Consider the following 15,755-nt stretch of genomic DNA (forward strand, 5'->3'; position numbering starts at 1 on the left):
CGGGTCCCGCAGCGATCACGAAGCGGGGTACTGGTTCTCCCGCAGCAGGTTGGCCAGATGGACGGCGTTGCGTGCCAGGGTCGAGTTGGTCGATTCGACCGCTTCCGGAGTCTCGTCGAGGTCGTTGTAGTCGCCGCCCTTCATGGCCTCGCCGTTCCAGTAGGTCCCGCCCTGGGCGGGCACCGTGAACCCGGTGTCGTTGAGGGCCTGGAACAGGTCCGCGGTGATCTTGTGGGCGCCGTCTTCGTTGCCGACGACGGCGGTGACCCCGACCTTGGCGAACATCGCGGGCCTGCCCTCGTCGTCCGTCTCGGACAGTTCGGCGTCGAGCCGCTCCAGGACACGCTGGGCCACACTGGACATGTGGCCGACCCAGGTCGGCGTCGAGATCAGCAGGATGTCCGCGGCGTTGATCTTGCGGCGGATTTCGGGCCAGGCGTCGCCGTCTCCCATGTCGGCCTCCACCCCGGGCTTGACGTCGTGGTCGACGACCCGCACCAGTTCACCGGTGACACCGCGTTCCGCCATTTTGTCGAGTACCTGCTGGGCGATCAACGCGCTGCTCGAAGCGGCGGGCGACGGTTTGAGAGAGCACACCAGGGCGAGAGCCTTCAGCGGCTGGGGCATCGTGTCCTCCTGTCCATGCCGACCGGCTACCCGGACAGGGATTCGGGAAAACCCGTGTGAACCGGGCAGAGCCGGGTACGCCTCGGGTATGCGTGCTTTGGTGATCGGATGGGCGAGTTTGCGTCACGGCGAGGCGACTCCGGTCGACGTCCTCGGAATGCGGCGGGTCGACGCCGCGCTTTCGCTGGCCGAGGTGCCCCATGATCTCGCTTGGGGGCCGTCCCACCGGCTGGAGGGATTGGACTACGAGGAGGTGGACCCGGCGAGGTACAGCCATGTCGTGTTCGTCTCCGGCGCTGTGCGGGGAAGGCAGGTGTGCGAGGTGCACCGGCGGTTCGCGCACTGTCACCGGATCGCCGTCGGGGTTTCGGTGGCCGATCCCGGCGATGACGCGGTCACCGGGTTCGATCAGGTGCTGGCCCGTGACCATCACGGGATAGCCACCCCCGACCTCTCGATCGATTCCCCGACCGACGAGGTGCTGGTGGCGGGCCTGATCCTCGCGCGGGAGCACACCGCCGTCCGGTCGTTCGTGACGAAGTGGGTCTCCGGGATCGATTGCGGGAGGGTGCCGCTCGAACCGGGGCTGGCGTTTTCGGACTGGGAACGCTGTGCGACGCCGGACCAGTTCGCGTCGATCCTGTCGCATCTGGACGTCGTGGTGACGACCCGGCTCGACGGGCTGGTGCTGGGCCTGCGAGCGGGTGTCCCCGTGCTGGCGGTGGATCCCGTCGTCGGTGGCGGCGCCCTGACGGCGCAGGCCGACGCGCTCGGCTGGCCGGCGCTCGTCCCCGCCGACGAGGCGGGAGAGACGGAGAACCTCGATTCGTGGTGGCGCTGGTGTTCTTCGGTGCAGGGTCGCGCGGTGGCCGCGCTGCGGGCGTTGCCGACCGACAACGCGCTGATGCAGGACATGGTGAAGGCGTTCAAGACCGGTCCGGTCCGGTAACGCGCGGGTTCACACGCGCGTCGGCGCTTCCTGCACCGCCGACGCGTAGGCTCGCGCGCAATCCACCGCCACGCGGTCCCACGAGTACCGTGCCTGGACCCGGTCGCGTGCGGCGACGCCGAGGGTCTCGCGCGACGACGCGTCCGAGAGCAGCCGCCGCAGTGCGCCGACGAGTTCCTTGGGATTGCCCGGCGAAACCAGCGAACCGGTGACGCCGTCGATCACGGTTTCGGCGAGCACGCCGACCGATGCCGCCACCACGCTCACCCCACACGCCATCGCTTCGAGCGGTACGAGACCGGACGGATCGGAGCGGGGCGCGCAGACCACGATGTCGGCGGAACGCAGGAGAGCGGGCAGATCCGCGCGCGGAACCCAGCCCACCGCCCGCATCCGGTCCGCCACCCCGGCACGCTCGGCGATCTCGCGCAGCCGGCGCGCGTCCTCGGCCGTGAGACTTCCGGCGAGGACGAGTTCCGTCTCCGGCAGCGCCGCCAGAGCGGTGATCACGACGTCGGCCCCCGGGCCGCCGACGCTCACGATCCGGTGCCGCGCGGTACGGCGCGCGGTTTCGCCGTCCACGGTGAACTTCGCCGGGTCGACGCCACCGGAGACGACCGAGGCCCGCACCCGGGGCATGCCCAGCCGGGTGAGGGAGAGGACTTCGTCGGACGAGGTCGCCACCACCTGGCCCGCCTGTTTGGCGATCATGCGCTCGACCCGGGTCCGGTCTTCGTCTCCGGTCCCGAGGGTGTGGAAGGTCTGGACCACAGGGATACCGAGGTCTTTAGCCGCCAGAAGCGAGGCGAGCCCGGACGACCAGAAGTGCGCGTGCACCACGTCCGGCCGGTCCTTCGCCCATCGGGAGTGCAGGACGCGGGTGAAATCTCCCAGCAGCGGAAGGAGATCGTCTTCCTGGAGCTTTTTCGCGGGGCCCGCGAGCACCTGGACCACGCGATAGCCGTCCGGGGTCTCGGACGTCGCCGGGGTCCGGCGGCTCTCGCGGCGGGTGTACACGGTGACGTCGTGCCCTTCACGGGTCAGGGCGGCGGACAGTTCGGCGATGTGGACGTGCCGTCGTCCGACCGGGCCGTCGCCGAGGACGGCGAGCGGACTGGCCTGCGCGGAGACCATCGCGATCTTCATCGGCGGGTGTGGCAGGTCACGACGATCATCGGGTATGCCTCCGTTCCCCCTGGACGGCGGATACCCCGTGGTGACATCGCGAAACACCATGCCCCGGCGGCAGGCCTTTGTGGACGTTTGGCGCCCCTTGATCGGGGTAGCCCGGAGCATGACCGCGATGGTGAACCATGTCTAGGAGACGGGTCCGGATCGAATCCGGCGGCCCGATACTGGTGGAGGGCCCGGTCGAGATCGCCACGCCCGACGGCGAGACGGTGACCTCAGACCGGTTCCTCGTCGCGCTGTGCGCCTGCCGTCGCAGCAAGAGCTTTCCCTTCTGCGACACCAGCCACCGCCGCCGCTCACGGCAAGGGGAGCAACGGCCTCAGCAGTGACGTCTCCCCGGCCGACCAGGCACCCAACAGGTGCTCGGTCAGCCGGTTCTCCAGCAGTTCGGTGGCCTGGATACCCAGCGCGATGTCCGCCGCCAGTTCCGGTTCCCGCGCCAGCAGGTCCCCGACGACGTCATGCCGGAGGACCTGTTCGTGCACCGCGTCGGCCTCGATGTGCTCGGTGTAGAAGTACCGGCATTCCCCGGCCGCGCCGAGCCGCCCCAGCGCCTCGTCCATCCGCCGGGCGGCAGGGCCGGTGCTGATCTCGGTACTGGCGAAATGCCCGACGAGCGCACCGCGCAGGCGCCGGTGCAACCCGAACAGCGACATCATGTTCACCGTCGCGAGCGTGCAGGCCGGGACGTGGTCGAGGTAGGCGAGGTAGCCCTCGGACAGGCCGGCCGCGGTCAGCAGATCCGCGAAAAGGCGGGAATGCGCTTGATCGGCCCGCCCGCCACCGAACTCATCGAACTCCACGGCGACCAGCGCTGCCTTGGCCCGGCCCCGCAGCCGCGGGATCACCCAGGCGTGGGGATCGGCCTCTTTGAGGTGGTAGATCGACCGATGCGCGAAGTACTCCTCGACATGCCACCATTCGCCCTTGTCACGCAGGAAGTGCGAAACACCTTCACCGTCGACGGGCTCGACCAGCATCTCGTCGAGCAGTCCTTCGACGTCGTCCCCACCGGGTACCGCGGCGCGGATGCCGTCCAGGAACGCGTGCTCCAAACCGGACCGGAAGCCGAGCAGGCGCGGGTCCCACTCCCAGCCGGCGTCGACGCCGTCGAAACCCTGGTAGTGGAGCTCGTAGCAGACGTGCAGCGCGAGCTGCAGATCTTCGCCGAAGGGATCGGCTCCGATCGCCGCGTCGTGGTCGAAGTCGTCCCGGTGACCGCCTGCCAGGGTGTCCATTACGGCGGCGGAGAGCGGGCCGCGGATCTCGGGCAGCCTCGCGGCCACCTCACGGTCGATCGTCGTCATGCCCCCGGAGTACCCGCTCTACGCGAGCGGAACCGCTTCTTCGGTCAGCATCCGCAACACCGCCAAGTCCCCGTCCGCGGCGGCCCGGCGCTGCCGGTCGGCACCGGTGCCCTCCCGTTCCAGACGGTCGAGAAGCGTGCGCACCAGCGCCAGGTCGCCGGTGTCCTCCAGCGCCGGTTCGACGTGCGCGAGCAACGCGGCGACCCTGTCACCCGCCGGCACCGGCTTCTCCGTCACCGGGTCGATCGCGGGGCCGGAAAGACCATGCCGGGCGGCGGACCACACCGCGGCGGCGGCGATCTGCGGATCCAGCGGTACGGCCTCCACCCCGTGGTCGAGATCGGTGAGCGCGGTGCGCACCAGCCCTCGGGTCAGCAAGGCCTGCAGGACGGCTTCGTCCACAGTGGAGGCGGTGTCGGCCGCCCGGATCTCGACCGTCGGCCAGCGGGACGACGGCCTGGCGAGCCAGAAGGTCTGGTTCTCGTCCACCAGGATCCCGCAGTCCACCAGCTTTCCGACCTGTTCCTCGTACCCGGCGGCGTCGGTGAAGTACGGCGCGATACCCGAGCCAGGAAACCGGCTCTGCTCCACCATCCGCCAGCTCTCGTACCCGGTGTCACGGCCGCCGCCGAACGGCGAATTCGCCGACAAGGCCAGCAACGTGGGCAGCCATTCGGCCAGATGGTTCACGACGGCGACCGCGGTTTCCCGGTCGGGCACGTCGACGTGCACGTGGCAGCCGCAGGCCTCGTACGCCTCGACCACACCGGCGTACAGAGCGTCGATCTTGCCGTATCGGTCGTCGAGGCCGAGGTCCCGTTCGGGCGACGGGTGCAGTGGAGTGCCGGAAGCGATGATGGCGCAGTCCTCACCGGCCGCCGCTTCGGCCAGCGTCCGGCGGCCCGCGGTCAGGTGCTCGTACAGTTCGTCGGCGGTGGCGCAGATGCCGGTGACCGCCTCGATCTGTGTCGGCCGGAGTTCTCGGTGCACCGACGCGCCGTCCGGCAGCGGACAGCAGACCCGGTGCCGGGCGAGGACCGCCTCGGCGCGCGGGCAGCTCACCCCGGTTCTCGGGTCGACCAGCAGGAACTCCTCTTCGACGCCGATGCCGGTCATCGCCGCCCCCGCTTCTCCGGCAGGGCCCGCACGGCCGGGCCCTGGATCACCGACCCGTCCAGGCCGAACCGTGAACCGTGGCAGGGGCAGTCCCAGGTCCGCTCCGCGTTGTTGAAAGCGACCAGACAGCCGAGGTGGGTGCAATGGGCGCCGACGGCGTGCAGGTCGCCGCCCGGATCGCGGTAGGCGGCGACGAGTTCGCCGCCGGACCTGGTCACCTTGGCCTCGCCGGGCGCGAGTTCGTCGAGGGACGCGGGCTCGCGCAACGCGCTGAGGTGGTCGCCCACCAGGAACCTCGCCACCGTGATGTTGTTTTCCACGGTCGAGATCGCGGAACGGAGGTCGTAGCGGTTCGGGTCGTACAGGCCCGCCGAAGGGTTGTCGCGCCCGGTGAGCAGGTCCGCCAGCAACAGCCCGGCCGCGGTCCCGCCCGTCATGCCCCACTGTCCGAAGCCGGTGGCGACCCAGAGGTGGCGGCTCGCCGGGTGATAACGCCCGACGTACGGCACCGAGTCCACAGTGGACAGATCATGGGCGGACCACCGGTGGGTGACGCGGTACACGGCGGCGTGTTCGCCCGCCCAGCCCGCCAGGCGTTCGTAGCGGCTCTCGACGTCGACGGAGTCGCCGACGCGGTAGTGCTCGCCGCCCGCGACCGCGTAGGGGACGCCGTCGTTGAGGTAACTCCGCACGGAGTGGTGCGTGTCGGCGTCGAGGTACATCCCTTCCGGCAGGCGGTTTCCGTCGACCGGTCCGGCGACCACCAGATCGCGAACCGGGTCGAGCCGGGCGAAGTACAGGCCGCGGTCGAAGACCGGGTAGTGGGTCGCCACCACGACCTCGTCCGCCCGCACGTCGCCGGAGCTGGTGCGCACCTTGGTACCACCGAGTTCGTCGACCCCTTCCGCGCGGACACCCTCGACGATCGTGCCGCCCGCCCGTTCGATCGCCTCGGCCAGTCCGAGCAGCCAGCGGCGCGGGTGGAAATGTGCCTGTGAAGCGAACTTCACCGCGCCGAGCGCCCCGACGTCCAGGTCGACGGAGGTGACGTAGGTCGCGGGAAGTCCCGCCTCGGCCGCCGCTTCCGCCTCGCGCTCAAGGCTTTCCACGGTTTCGGGCTTGGTCGTGTAGACGAAGCTTTCGGCTCGGGTGAAGCCGCAGTCGATGCCGAGTTCGGCTGTGGTGGCCTCGATCCAGCCCAACGCGGCTGTCTGCGTGTAGGCGTACATCGCGGCGGCTTCGGTGCCCTTGCTCTTGGCCAGCAGGGCGTACTTCAGCCCGTGCTGGGCGCTGATCTTCGCCGTGGTGTGCCCGGAAACGCCTGCCGCGACGCGATCCGCCTCCAGGACCAGCACCGAACGGCCCGCCTTCGCCAGGCGGTACGCCGTGGTGAGACCGGCGATACCGGCGCCGAGGACGGCGACATCGACCTCCGAGGGCAGCGGCGTACCGGTGCGATCGGGAGCGGGAGCGGTGTCGAGCCACAGTGAACGCGTTCCGGGCAACTCCGTCATGATGGCCGGTTTCCCGGTGGACAACGCGGGCAAACCAGCGCGGTCCGGGTTTTCCGGATCACGCGAACGGGTAGCACTCGCCCATGACCACATCCTCCATGTCCCCAGAGGAAAAGAACATTTTCGTCATCGGTCTCGACGACGCCAACGAGGACGTGCTGAGACGGATTCCCGGTGCCGCGCGGTTTCGCTTCCATCCCTTGCTGTCACCCGAAGAACTCCAGCACGGTGAGATCCCGATCGTCGAGTTGATGGAAAAGGCCGTGTCGCATTTGGACGCGTTCACTGGGCCGATCGACGCAATAGTCAGCTATTGGGACTTCCCGTCTTCGACGATGGTGGCGATGCTGTGCGAGAAGTACGGCCTGCCGGGAGTTTCGCTCGAGGCGGTGCTGAAATGCGAGCACAAGTACTGGAGCAGGCTCGAACAGGCGAAGGTGATCGACGAGGTGCCGTCGTTCGGCATCGTCGATCTCGATCACGAAGATCCCCGGCCGCCCGACGGTGTCGGTTACCCCATGTGGCTCAAGCCGGTGAAGTCGTTCTCGTCGGAGCTTGCCTTCCATGTCGCCGACGAGGACGAGTTCGACAAAGCCGTCGCCGAGATCCGGGCGGGTGTCGACAGGGTCGGCAAGCCCTTCGACCGCGTTCTCGGCACGATCGAGCTCCCCTCCGAAGTGGCGGGCGTCGGGGGAGCGGCGTGTCTCGCGGAGGGAGAACTCAGCGGGCTGCAGGCCGCGACCGAAGGCTATGTCTACAAAGGACATGTCACCGTGTACGGGACCCTCGATTCGGTCAACTATCCCGATTCCACCTGCTTCCTGAGGCATCAGTACCCGTCACAGCTGCCCGAGGACGCCGTCGAGCGGATGAAGGAGATCTCCGTCCGCGTGATGGAGCAGATCGGCTTCGACAACGCCACGTTCAGCATCGAGTTCTTCTGCCACCCGGAATCCGGGCAGGCCTGTCTGCTGGAGATCAATCCGCGGCATTCGCAGTCCCACGCCGAGCTGTTCGAGTACGTCGACGGGGTGGCGAACCACCAGATCATGGTCCAGCTGGGGCTCGGGCAGGATCCCGGCGCGCGGCGGAACCGGGGTGACTACCGGATCGCGGGCAAGTGGTACCACCGCCGTTTCCGTGACGGGCTGGTCACCCGCGTGCCCACCCGGGGCGAGATCGCCGAGCTGGAGGCGGAGATCCCTGGCGTGAAGATCGAAGTGGTGCCGGAGAAGGGGGTCCGGCTCTCGGAACTGCCCGCGCAGGACAGCTACAGCTACGAACTCGCGCACATCTTCGTCGCGGCGCAGACCCAGCGGGAGATGGAAAACAAGTACCGCAGGTGCACCGAAGCGCTGCGGTTCGACTTCGAGGAGGGATAGCCCATGCGGACGGTGGCTTCGCTACCGTACGAGATCACCGGGGAAGACCACGTCTGGATCCCGGTCTCCGACGGCGTCCGGCTGTCGGCCCGGATCTGGCGGCCGGTCGCCTCGGACGGTGAACCGGTTCCGGCGATCCTCGAGTACATCCCGTACCGGCACCGCGACCTGACCTCGGTGCGGGACTCCGTGCATCATCCCTATCTCGCGGGGCACGGTTACGCCTGTGTGCGGGTGGACATCCGGGGCACGGGGGAATCGGAGGGCGTGCTCGCCGACGAGTACCTCGAACGGGAGCAACTCGACGCCGAAGACGTCCTGGACTGGATCGCCGGGCAGCCGTGGTGCTCGGGACGGACCGGGATGATGGGCATCTCGTGGGGCGGGTTCGCCGCCCTGCAGGTGGCCGCGCGCAAACCGCCGAGCCTGACCGCGATCGCGATCTCGTCGTTCACCGACGACCGGTACGCCGACGACATGCACTACATGGGCGGCTGCCTGCTTTCGGACAACGTCGCCGAAGCCTCCACGATGTTCGCCTACGCCACGTTGCCGCCCGATCCCGCGCTGGCGGGGGAGCGATGGCGCGAACTGTGGCACGAACGGCTGGAGAACTGCGGCCTCTGGGTCGGTGAATGGCTGGGACACCAGCGTCGTGACGACTACTGGCGGCACGCGTCGGTCTGCGAGAACTACAGCGACGTCCAAGTGCCCGTGCTCGCGTCCAGCGGTTGGGCGGACGGCTACTCGAACGCCGTTTCCCGCCTGCTGGCCAATCTCGACGTACCGCGGCGCGGGCTGATCGGGCCGTGGTCGCACAAGTACCCGCATCTGGGGCGGCCCGGCCCGGCCATCGGGTATCTGCAGGAGCTGGTGCGCTGGTGGGACCACTGGCTGAAGGACGTCGAGAACGGCGTCATGGACGGGCCGATGCTGCGGACGTGGATGCAGGACAGCGTGCCGCCGTCGACCTCGTACGAGGACCGTCCCGGCCGCTGGGTGGGGGAGCCGTCCTGGCCTTCGCCGCATGTGCACCCCTCCGCCCACCGGCTCGCCCGGCACCGGATCGCCCGCCCCGGCGAGGAGGTCCCGGTGGAGGCGCTGCCGGTCGAGTCGCCGCTGTCGGTCGGCCAGTTCGCCGGAAAGTGGGCGTCCTACAGCGCGCCGCCCGACCTGCCCTACGACCAGCGAGAAGAGGATGGCGGCTCCCTCGTCTTCGACACCGACGAGCTCACCGAGCCCTGCGAGATCCTCGGCTCGCCGGTGGTGGAGCTGGACGTCTCCGCGGACAAGCCGGTGGCGCAGGTCGCCGTCCGGCTGTCCGACGTCGCCCCGGACGGCCGGGCCACGCGAGTGACCTACGGCCTGCTGAACCTGACCCACCGGGACGGGCACGACGCTCCCGAGCCGCTGGAACCGGGCAAGCCGTACCGGGTCCGCGTCGAGCTCAACGCCGTCGCGCAGGCTTTCCCCGCCGGGCACCGGATCCGGCTGTCGATCTCGTCGTCGTACTGGCCTCTGGCTTGGCCGCCGCCGGAACCGGCGATGGTGACCGTCCACACCGGACAGAGCACGCTCACGCTGCCGGTGCGCCCGATGGCGGAGGCGGACGAGGTCCCGGCGCGGCCGTTCGGCGAACCCGAAGGAGCGGAACCGGTGCCCGCGACCCAGATCGAACCCGGTGACCAGCGCTGGACGGTCTCCCGTGACCTGATCCACTACCGGTCCGCGCTCGAGATCGTGAAGAACGAAGGCAAGGTCCGGTTCGACGACATCGATCTCGACGTCACCAGGAACGTGTTCGAGCGGTACTCGTGGGTGGCCGACGACTTCTGTTCCCCGGTGGCGGAAACGGCGTGGTCGATGACCTTCGCGCGCGGCGACTGGGAGGCCAGGTCCGAGACTCGCACGCGGGTCTCCTGCACCCGCACGGAGTTCGTGATCGACGCCCAGCTCGACGGCTATGAAGGCGAGCGAAGGACGTTCTCCCGGAACTGGCACCAAACGATCCCCCGCGATCAGGTTTAACGCCGGACGAGCGGGTAACCGGAGGGCAGCGGCCGGTGAAGCGTGGTTGTGCGACCACCGGCCGCGAGGTGGACCGGCGCGGGCAGCCTCGGCGGAGCAAGGACGCCGACGCGCCGGTCACCGCAACCAAACCGGGTCAGACGACGAACAGGTCCACCACGTCCTCAGGGCTCTTCCGCTCTTCGAACCGCCTCCGTTGCCGGTCCGCGCCGTTCCCGCTTTCGAACAGCCGCGCGCAACCGTCGCGGACGAAGTCCAGGTCGCCGGTCGATTCCAGCGCGGACGCCGCGAAGGCCACGACGTCGTCGACGACCTTCGGTGCCGGGGCGAGGTCCCCCGTGACCGGATGCGGGCACTGACCGGAAAGCCCTTCGCGGGAGGCACGCCAAAGATGCGCGCGCAGCACCTCGTTGGACAGCCGGGAGGCAGGCTCGCCCTCGTCGAGGACCGTGGTGACCAGCCCCCGGATCAGGATGCCGAGCAGGACCGCCTCGTCCGGTGTCGACGCCACATCGGAGAACCGGAACTCGACCGTCGGTTGCCCCTCGGAAAGCCTTACGTCCCAATAAACCATCGCGCGGTCGAGGATCGCGCCCGCGCGCAGCCAGGCGTCCACGATGCTCTCGTAGTGGTCGAGTGAGGCGAACTCCGGCGGCGGGCCCGCGGACGGCCATCTGGACCATTGCTGATACCGCCAACTGCTGTAGCCGGTGTCGATGCCGTCCGAGATCGCGGAATTCGCGGTGAGCGTGAGCAGCGCGGGCAGCCAGGGCCGGATCCGCCTGATCAACCGGACACCCGTTTCCCGGTCCGGGATCGCGATGTGGACGTGGCAGCCGCAGGTCGACGTGGCGCGTGCGGTGGCGCCGAAATGCCTGGCCATCTGCTCGTAGCGGGGGTTCGGGGTGATCGACGGCAGCTCGGCTTCGGCCATCGGCGGGCTTCCGCAGGCGAGGAGGCGAGAGCCCCGCTGAGCCGCCGCTTCGGAGAGTTCGGCACGGAGGGCTTTCAGCTGGTGTAACCCCTCGTCGCGCGTCCGGCAGATACCGGTCGCGGATTCGACCTGGGAAAGGGTGAGTTCGTGCTGCAGTTCTCCTTGGCCTTCTTCTGCGGAGTCGACGACGACGTTGCCGCTGAGGGAGAGATGTCCTTCGCGGTCTACGACGAAGAACTCCTCTTCGATACCGAAAGTGAGTTCGTCACCGGTCACGAACGCGGGATAGCCACCGGCGGTCCCCGGTAAACCTGTTTTCCCGATACCGGTTCCGGGTATTCACCGGGTATGGACCCCGTCTCGGCGGAACCGCCGTACTTGCTGGCCGCGCAGGCCTCTTCCGTCGTGCGCCATCTGTACCGCCGGGTGCAGGACGACGAACTCGACTCCGCGGCCGATCTCAACCGGACACTCGGCGCGCTGCGCCGGCTGTCCGACGACCTCGCCCACATCCTGCCCGGACTCCAGGAGCAGCTCGAAGAAAGGCTCTTGGACGGCGGCCTCCCGAGCACCGGGCCGTCGGCCGAGGCCTGGGACACCGTGGCGGAGGTCGGCCTGGCACTCGCTCGCGCCCGGGCCGCCGGATTGCTGATGGCACAAGAACTCCGGGCGTCGCAACGGTTGCTCGGCGGCTTGGCCGCACCGCTGGACGGTTCCGCCTGAGGCGCTAAGAGCGCACCACCGCCACCGGGCAGTGGGCGTGGTGGAGCGCGTCATCGCTGACCGAGCCCAGCAACAGGCGCCGAAGGCTCCCGTGGTCGCTCCGGCCGAGGACCAGCAACGCCGCCTCGCTCGACTGCACGGTCAGCGCCTGCGCTGTCGGCCCGACGCCGTGCACGATCTCCACCGGCACCCCCGGATAGCGCTCCCGCCAAGGCTGGAGCTGCTGCTCGACGAGCTGGTCCGCGATCTCCTGGGGGATCGGCTGGACCGGATCCATCACCGGACCGCCGAGCAGCGGTTCGCTCGCGGGCCCCCAGATGGAGAGCCGCGCCGCGTGGACCGCGTGCACGACCCGGCCGTGCCTCGCCGCGAAGTCGAACGCGAACCCGGCCGCCTGCGCGCTCTGATCAGTGCCGTCGGCGCCGAGGATCACCGGCCCGTCCGGCGGGGGCTCCTCGCCGCGGACGACGACCACCGGCCGTCCGGCATGCTGGGCGACCTCGGCCTCGGTCGAGCCGGTCACGGCGCGGGCGAACACCCCGGTGTGGGATTCGCCGAGCACGATCATCGCCGCGTCCGTCTCGTCGGCGATCGACACCAGCACCTCGTCCGGGGTGCCTCCGCGCTCGACGGTCCGGACTTCGAGACCCGGATCGGTGCGCTGGAGCTCCTCGGCCATGGCTTCCAATTGCCGTCCCGCGGGTTCGCCGGCAGCCTCCGGGACGACCTGCGTGAGCGGGGCGGCGACGGGGTCGGAACCCGGCGGTGGCAACCGGTCCTTGGTGCAGTACACCAGCACCAGGCCGCGTCCGCGGGTCTTCGCCTCGGCGACCGCCCAGGCGACGGCCCGGCGGGCCTCCGGCGAGCCGTCGAATCCGGTCACCACGGGGCCGTTTCCCTGCTGTGCGTGCGACATCGGTCCTCACCTCCGGCAAACGACGGGTACCCGCTCGGGCCGATCTTCAAGCGTCCGTCGTTCGGCGAGCTATGGCGAATATCCGGTAACTATCTTCCGAAGTCGCGGACATACTGCTGGTGTGACGGAGGCTGACTGGGTAGTCGAGCGGTCGCGGGAGTTCGCGTCGCTGTGTGGTAGGTACGTCGAGTCGTGGACTGGCGTGGCAGGCGGCAGCCCCCAGATCGCCGACCCGAGGGTGCCCTGTTTGCAGGTGCTCGGCTTGCAAGTACGTCTGGACGATGATGCCGTGTGGAGTGTCGATGCTTACGAAGACGACACCGCGTTCGGGCTGCGGGTCGTCCCGGAAGCACTGTTTCTGGACAAGGGGCTGTGGGGCGGAATCTACCGATGGAGGACGTTGGCCGAGTTGCCGATCAGACAGGTCGAGCAGGTGGCTGCCTTCGCTGACGAGGGCGTTCTGGCCCAGGTAAGTCTGCAAATCGGCGAACGGCCGCTTCTGCTGATCGCAGGCGTACTCGATGAGAGGGGCGCGAAGGAACGCTTGTTTCACACGCTGGACGAGTCGGTACTGGTAGTCACGGATTCCGCCGCTGCTGAGCTTGCCCCGAGGACCACGTCGCGGCGAGGGCTCACTCGAATCGGCGATTGGTCGCTCGCCGAGGTCCGCAATGGACAGCGGCTCAGGTGCGTCGAGTAGTGGGGTGGCGATCGGGTCGACCGGCTTGGAGAAGGGCCGCGACGTTTGTCGGAGACGAACCCGCGCAGGCTGTCGATCTTGGTGACGCGTCACAACGACGTCCCCGGCAAGTCTGGGGAATTCCCCACCTCCGCGCCGCCTCACCGCGCGCAAGATGTGAAGACACATTACCGCGCGGTAACAACAACGACGTTGGAGGCGGCATGAGGCCGAGCAGGCGGTTCAGGGCGGGATTGGTGGCACTGGCGGCGGGGATCGCGGTGACCGCGGCGGCGATTCCGGCGGAGGCGGCCAAGCTGGAGTACGTCGCCCTCGGCGATTCGGCCGCGGCCGGGCCGCTCGTCCCGAACCAGGATCCCAACCTGCTGTGCCTGCGTTCGGATCACGACTACCCGGCTCTCGCCGCGAAGACGCTCGGGGCCGAACTGACCGACGTTTCGTGTTCGGGAGCGGTGACGGCCGATCTCACGAACCGGCGGTTCGGCATCCTCGCTCCGCAGCTCGACGCGCTCAAGCCGTCGACGGGCCTGGTGTCGATCACCATGGGCGCCAACGATTCCGGACTGTTCCAACAGGCCCTCAGCTGTATCAACCTCCTGCCCGAACCGGCCGGGCTCTCGTGCGCGGACCGGCTCACCGCGGGCGGCAAGGATCCGCTGGGCGACTCGATCCGTGCGTGGGCCCCGAAATTCGGCGCCGCGCTCGACGAGATCCGAATGCGGGCGCCGCACGCGAAGGTCCTCGTCACCGGGTACGGCACCTACGTCCGGCACAACGGCTGCTACCCCGTGCAGCCGGTCTGGGCGCGGGACGCGAACTACCTGCAGAGCGTGATGGATCTGATCAGCTCCACCGCCCGGAAGCAGGCCGAGGCCCGTGGCGCGACGTTCGTCGACTTCGCCTCGCTCACCGTCGGGCACGACATCTGCGCCGCCCCGCGCGATCGGTACCTCGAAGGCCTGATCCCGGCGCACGCCGCGGCCCCGCTGCATCCGAACGCACAGGGGATGGCGGTGTTCGGCGCCGCGATCGCGCGGGCGGCGGGCTGAGGATCCCGGTCCGTGTTCCCAATGTCGCATTCGAGACGCTCAGCGACTCAAATGCGACACTGGGGAACATCAGCCGCTTTTGGCGGACCGGGCCGAGAGGGCCGCGCTCAACAGGGCGATGTGCTCGAGCCGGGTGGGATCCAGCCCGGTGAGATCGGCGATCCGGCGTAGCCGGTAGTCGACCGTGTTGGGATGGACGTGAAGGACCGCGGCGGTCTGCCGCCGCCCTCCACGGCTGAGGAAGGTCTCCAGTGTCTGAAGGAGTTCTTCGTTGCCGCCCAACGGTTCCAGCCGGGCGGCCAGCCTTTCGAGGGCTGGACCGGGGCGGGAAAGCTGGTATTCGAGCAACACGTCGTCGAGCCGGTACAGCCGGGGCGGCCGCCCGGATCCGGTGGCGACCGCGAGCACGTCCTGCGCGAGCTTCACCGCGTCGGGCACGCCGGCCGGTTCGGCCGCGGCGGCCCCGGCGATGACCTCGGCGCCCGCCGTGCGGGCGACGTCGGTGAGGACGCGCTCCAGGCGCGCCCAGTCGTGTGTGGACAGTTCGTCGGCCGGGGTTTCGTGCGGTAGCAAGGCGATACCGCCCTCGGAGGTGAGCGAGGTCAGGACGGTGCCCCGGATCTGCCGCTCCAGTTCGACCCGCAGCCGCCGGAGCTTCCGGCGCCCGGCGACCAGCGGATCGACGCCGTTGGCCTCCTCGTCGGGATGCGCCCCGACAGTCGCGGCGAGGACGATGTAGCACGGTGGCAGGCGCAGGCCCGCCTGCCCGGCCGCGACGTCCGCGGGGTCGCCGTCGAGCAGGGCGGACAGCACCGTGTGCCGTGCCGAACGCTCGTCGTCGAACATCGTCTGGCGCTCGTCGAGGTACCCCGCGCCGACCGCGGGGGTGACCACCTCGAGGTAGCGCAGGGTCAGCGCGTTGACGGCCAGGACGTCGGCGACCTCCTCCGGGCGCGCGTCCGGCGTCAGCGACGCCCAGACCACTTGGATGCCGACGTGATAGGCGGTGAGCACGATGTCGATCGGGATACCCTCTTCCGCACGCCGGGCGGCCGATTCGCGGAGGAAGTCGAGTTCCTCCCGCGCCGGTGTGGCCCCGGTGCGCAGGGTGTCGATGAACGAACGCAGGTTCTGTTCGATCACATGCGTGATGTCACCGCTGAGTTCCTCGGCGGGCAGCAGGCCGTATTCCGGGATCCGGGACACGATCTCGGAGAGCACCGTCTTCGCGAGCGTCGGCAGGACTTCGGTCAGGCGTTCCGCCAGCGGACGTCCGCCGATGCGGAATCCTGAATCCTTGTCACCCGTCACAACCAGCC

General features: G+C 69.2%; 15 protein-coding genes. 7 read left to right on the forward strand and 8 right to left on the reverse strand.

Going from position 1 to position 15,755, the window contains the following annotated elements:
• Window positions 1-15 precede the first annotated feature (15 nt).
• Window positions 16-627, reverse strand: a complete 612-nt coding sequence (locus ACZ5IK_RS24845; protein ID WP_465489846.1) for a flavodoxin family protein — start codon at window positions 625-627, stop codon at window positions 16-18.
• 88 nt (window positions 628-715) lie between these two features.
• On the opposite strand from ACZ5IK_RS24845, the gene ACZ5IK_RS24850 reads away from it, so the two are divergent.
• A complete protein-coding gene (locus tag ACZ5IK_RS24850; protein ID WP_465489847.1) occupies window positions 716-1,576 on the forward strand; it encodes a glycosyltransferase family protein in 861 nt (286 codons plus the stop codon).
• A gap of 9 nt (window positions 1,577-1,585) precedes the next feature.
• On the opposite strand, the gene ACZ5IK_RS24855 is transcribed toward ACZ5IK_RS24850, so the two are convergent.
• On the reverse strand, window positions 1,586-2,722 hold the full coding sequence (locus tag ACZ5IK_RS24855) for a glycosyltransferase (RefSeq protein WP_465489848.1): 1,137 nt from the start codon (window positions 2,720-2,722) through the stop codon (window positions 1,586-1,588).
• Between the two features lie 167 nt (window positions 2,723-2,889).
• On the opposite strand from ACZ5IK_RS24855, the gene ACZ5IK_RS24860 reads away from it, so the two are divergent.
• Entirely contained in the window at window positions 2,890-3,096 is a 207-nt protein-coding gene (locus ACZ5IK_RS24860; protein ID WP_465489849.1) for a CDGSH iron-sulfur domain-containing protein, read from the forward strand.
• Here the strand turns inward: ACZ5IK_RS24860 and ACZ5IK_RS24865 are convergent.
• Genes ACZ5IK_RS24865 through ACZ5IK_RS24875 form a run of 3 tightly spaced genes read right to left on the reverse strand, consistent with a single transcriptional unit; the run spans window position 3,064 to window position 6,704 of the window.
• Window positions 3,064-4,074: an iron-containing redox enzyme family protein gene (locus ACZ5IK_RS24865; RefSeq protein ID WP_465489850.1), complete on the reverse strand. Its 1,011-nt coding sequence runs from the start codon at window positions 4,072-4,074 to the stop codon at window positions 3,064-3,066. The two genes, ACZ5IK_RS24860 and ACZ5IK_RS24865, sit on opposite strands and share 33 nt — an antisense overlap.
• A gap of 18 nt (window positions 4,075-4,092) precedes the next feature.
• The gene (locus ACZ5IK_RS24870) at window positions 4,093-5,190 is read right to left on the reverse strand and encodes a carboxylate-amine ligase (RefSeq protein WP_465489851.1); all 1,098 of its coding nucleotides are present in this window, start codon (window positions 5,188-5,190) and stop codon (window positions 4,093-4,095) included.
• Window positions 5,187-6,704, reverse strand: coding sequence for an FAD-dependent oxidoreductase (locus tag ACZ5IK_RS24875; protein ID WP_465489852.1), 1,518 nt, complete (start codon window positions 6,702-6,704; stop codon window positions 5,187-5,189). The genes ACZ5IK_RS24870 and ACZ5IK_RS24875 overlap by 4 nt, the downstream gene beginning before the upstream one ends.
• A gap of 83 nt (window positions 6,705-6,787) precedes the next feature.
• On the opposite strand from ACZ5IK_RS24875, the gene ACZ5IK_RS24880 reads away from it, so the two are divergent.
• Together ACZ5IK_RS24880 and ACZ5IK_RS24885 are read left to right on the forward strand one after the other, a co-directional pair.
• Window positions 6,788-8,086: an ATP-grasp domain-containing protein gene (locus ACZ5IK_RS24880; RefSeq protein WP_465489853.1), complete on the forward strand. Its 1,299-nt coding sequence runs from the start codon at window positions 6,788-6,790 to the stop codon at window positions 8,084-8,086.
• A gap of 3 nt (window positions 8,087-8,089) precedes the next feature.
• On the forward strand, window positions 8,090-10,114 hold the full coding sequence (locus tag ACZ5IK_RS24885) for a CocE/NonD family hydrolase (protein WP_465489854.1): 2,025 nt from the start codon (window positions 8,090-8,092) through the stop codon (window positions 10,112-10,114).
• 136 nt (window positions 10,115-10,250) lie between these two features.
• On the opposite strand, the gene ACZ5IK_RS24890 is transcribed toward ACZ5IK_RS24885, so the two are convergent.
• Window positions 10,251-11,324 carry a carboxylate-amine ligase gene (locus ACZ5IK_RS24890; RefSeq protein ID WP_465489855.1) on the reverse strand — a complete coding sequence of 358 codons (1,074 nt, stop codon included), beginning with the start codon at window positions 11,322-11,324 and terminating at the stop codon, window positions 10,251-10,253.
• A gap of 72 nt (window positions 11,325-11,396) precedes the next feature.
• On the opposite strand from ACZ5IK_RS24890, the gene ACZ5IK_RS24895 reads away from it, so the two are divergent.
• Entirely contained in the window at window positions 11,397-11,771 is a 375-nt protein-coding gene (locus ACZ5IK_RS24895) for a hypothetical protein (RefSeq protein ID WP_101607028.1), read from the forward strand.
• Between the two features lie 4 nt (window positions 11,772-11,775).
• Here ACZ5IK_RS24895 and ACZ5IK_RS24900 read toward each other — a convergent pair whose 3' ends face one another.
• Window positions 11,776-12,687: a universal stress protein gene (locus ACZ5IK_RS24900; protein WP_465489856.1), complete on the reverse strand. Its 912-nt coding sequence runs from the start codon at window positions 12,685-12,687 to the stop codon at window positions 11,776-11,778.
• A 121-nt stretch (window positions 12,688-12,808) separates the two neighbouring features.
• On the opposite strand from ACZ5IK_RS24900, the gene ACZ5IK_RS24905 reads away from it, so the two are divergent.
• Both ACZ5IK_RS24905 and ACZ5IK_RS24910 read left to right on the forward strand, forming a co-directional pair.
• Window positions 12,809-13,387 carry a hypothetical protein gene (locus tag ACZ5IK_RS24905; protein WP_465489857.1) on the forward strand — a complete coding sequence of 193 codons (579 nt, stop codon included), beginning with the start codon at window positions 12,809-12,811 and terminating at the stop codon, window positions 13,385-13,387.
• 203 nt (window positions 13,388-13,590) lie between these two features.
• Complete coding sequence (locus ACZ5IK_RS24910; RefSeq protein WP_465489858.1) at window positions 13,591-14,436, forward strand: SGNH/GDSL hydrolase family protein; 846 nt, start codon at window positions 13,591-13,593, stop codon at window positions 14,434-14,436.
• Between the two features lie 69 nt (window positions 14,437-14,505).
• On the opposite strand, the gene ACZ5IK_RS24915 is transcribed toward ACZ5IK_RS24910, so the two are convergent.
• Window positions 14,506-15,747, reverse strand: coding sequence for a PucR family transcriptional regulator (locus tag ACZ5IK_RS24915; protein ID WP_465489859.1), 1,242 nt, complete (start codon window positions 15,745-15,747; stop codon window positions 14,506-14,508).
• Between the last annotated feature and the right edge of the window lie 8 nt (window positions 15,748-15,755).

The sequence above is a fragment of the Amycolatopsis sp. NPDC031561 genome (assembly GCF_055580625.1).

Bases quoted from the DNA above. Each gene is read 5' to 3' on its own strand.
- ACZ5IK_RS24900 (WP_465489856.1), bottom strand. From the start codon at position 12,687: ATGTCGCACGCACAGCAGGGAAACGGCCCCGTGGTGACCGGATTCGAC.
- ACZ5IK_RS24875 (WP_465489852.1), bottom strand. From the start codon at position 6,704: ATGACGGAGTTGCCCGGAACGCGTTCACTGTGGCTCGACACCGCTCCC.
- ACZ5IK_RS24845 (WP_465489846.1), bottom strand. From the start codon at position 627: ATGCCCCAGCCGCTGAAGGCTCTCGCCCTGGTGTGCTCTCTCAAACCG.
- ACZ5IK_RS24910 (WP_465489858.1), top strand. From the start codon at position 13,591: ATGAGGCCGAGCAGGCGGTTCAGGGCGGGATTGGTGGCACTGGCGGCG.
- ACZ5IK_RS24850 (WP_465489847.1), top strand. From the start codon at position 716: ATGCGTGCTTTGGTGATCGGATGGGCGAGTTTGCGTCACGGCGAGGCG.
- ACZ5IK_RS24865 (WP_465489850.1), bottom strand. From the start codon at position 4,074: ATGACGACGATCGACCGTGAGGTGGCCGCGAGGCTGCCCGAGATCCGC.
- ACZ5IK_RS24855 (WP_465489848.1), bottom strand. From the start codon at position 2,722: ATGAAGATCGCGATGGTCTCCGCGCAGGCCAGTCCGCTCGCCGTCCTC.
- ACZ5IK_RS24860 (WP_465489849.1), top strand. From the start codon at position 2,890: ATGTCTAGGAGACGGGTCCGGATCGAATCCGGCGGCCCGATACTGGTG.
- ACZ5IK_RS24885 (WP_465489854.1), top strand. From the start codon at position 8,090: ATGCGGACGGTGGCTTCGCTACCGTACGAGATCACCGGGGAAGACCAC.
- ACZ5IK_RS24895 (WP_101607028.1), top strand. From the start codon at position 11,397: ATGGACCCCGTCTCGGCGGAACCGCCGTACTTGCTGGCCGCGCAGGCC.
- ACZ5IK_RS24870 (WP_465489851.1), bottom strand. From the start codon at position 5,190: ATGACCGGCATCGGCGTCGAAGAGGAGTTCCTGCTGGTCGACCCGAGA.
- ACZ5IK_RS24880 (WP_465489853.1), top strand. From the start codon at position 6,788: ATGACCACATCCTCCATGTCCCCAGAGGAAAAGAACATTTTCGTCATC.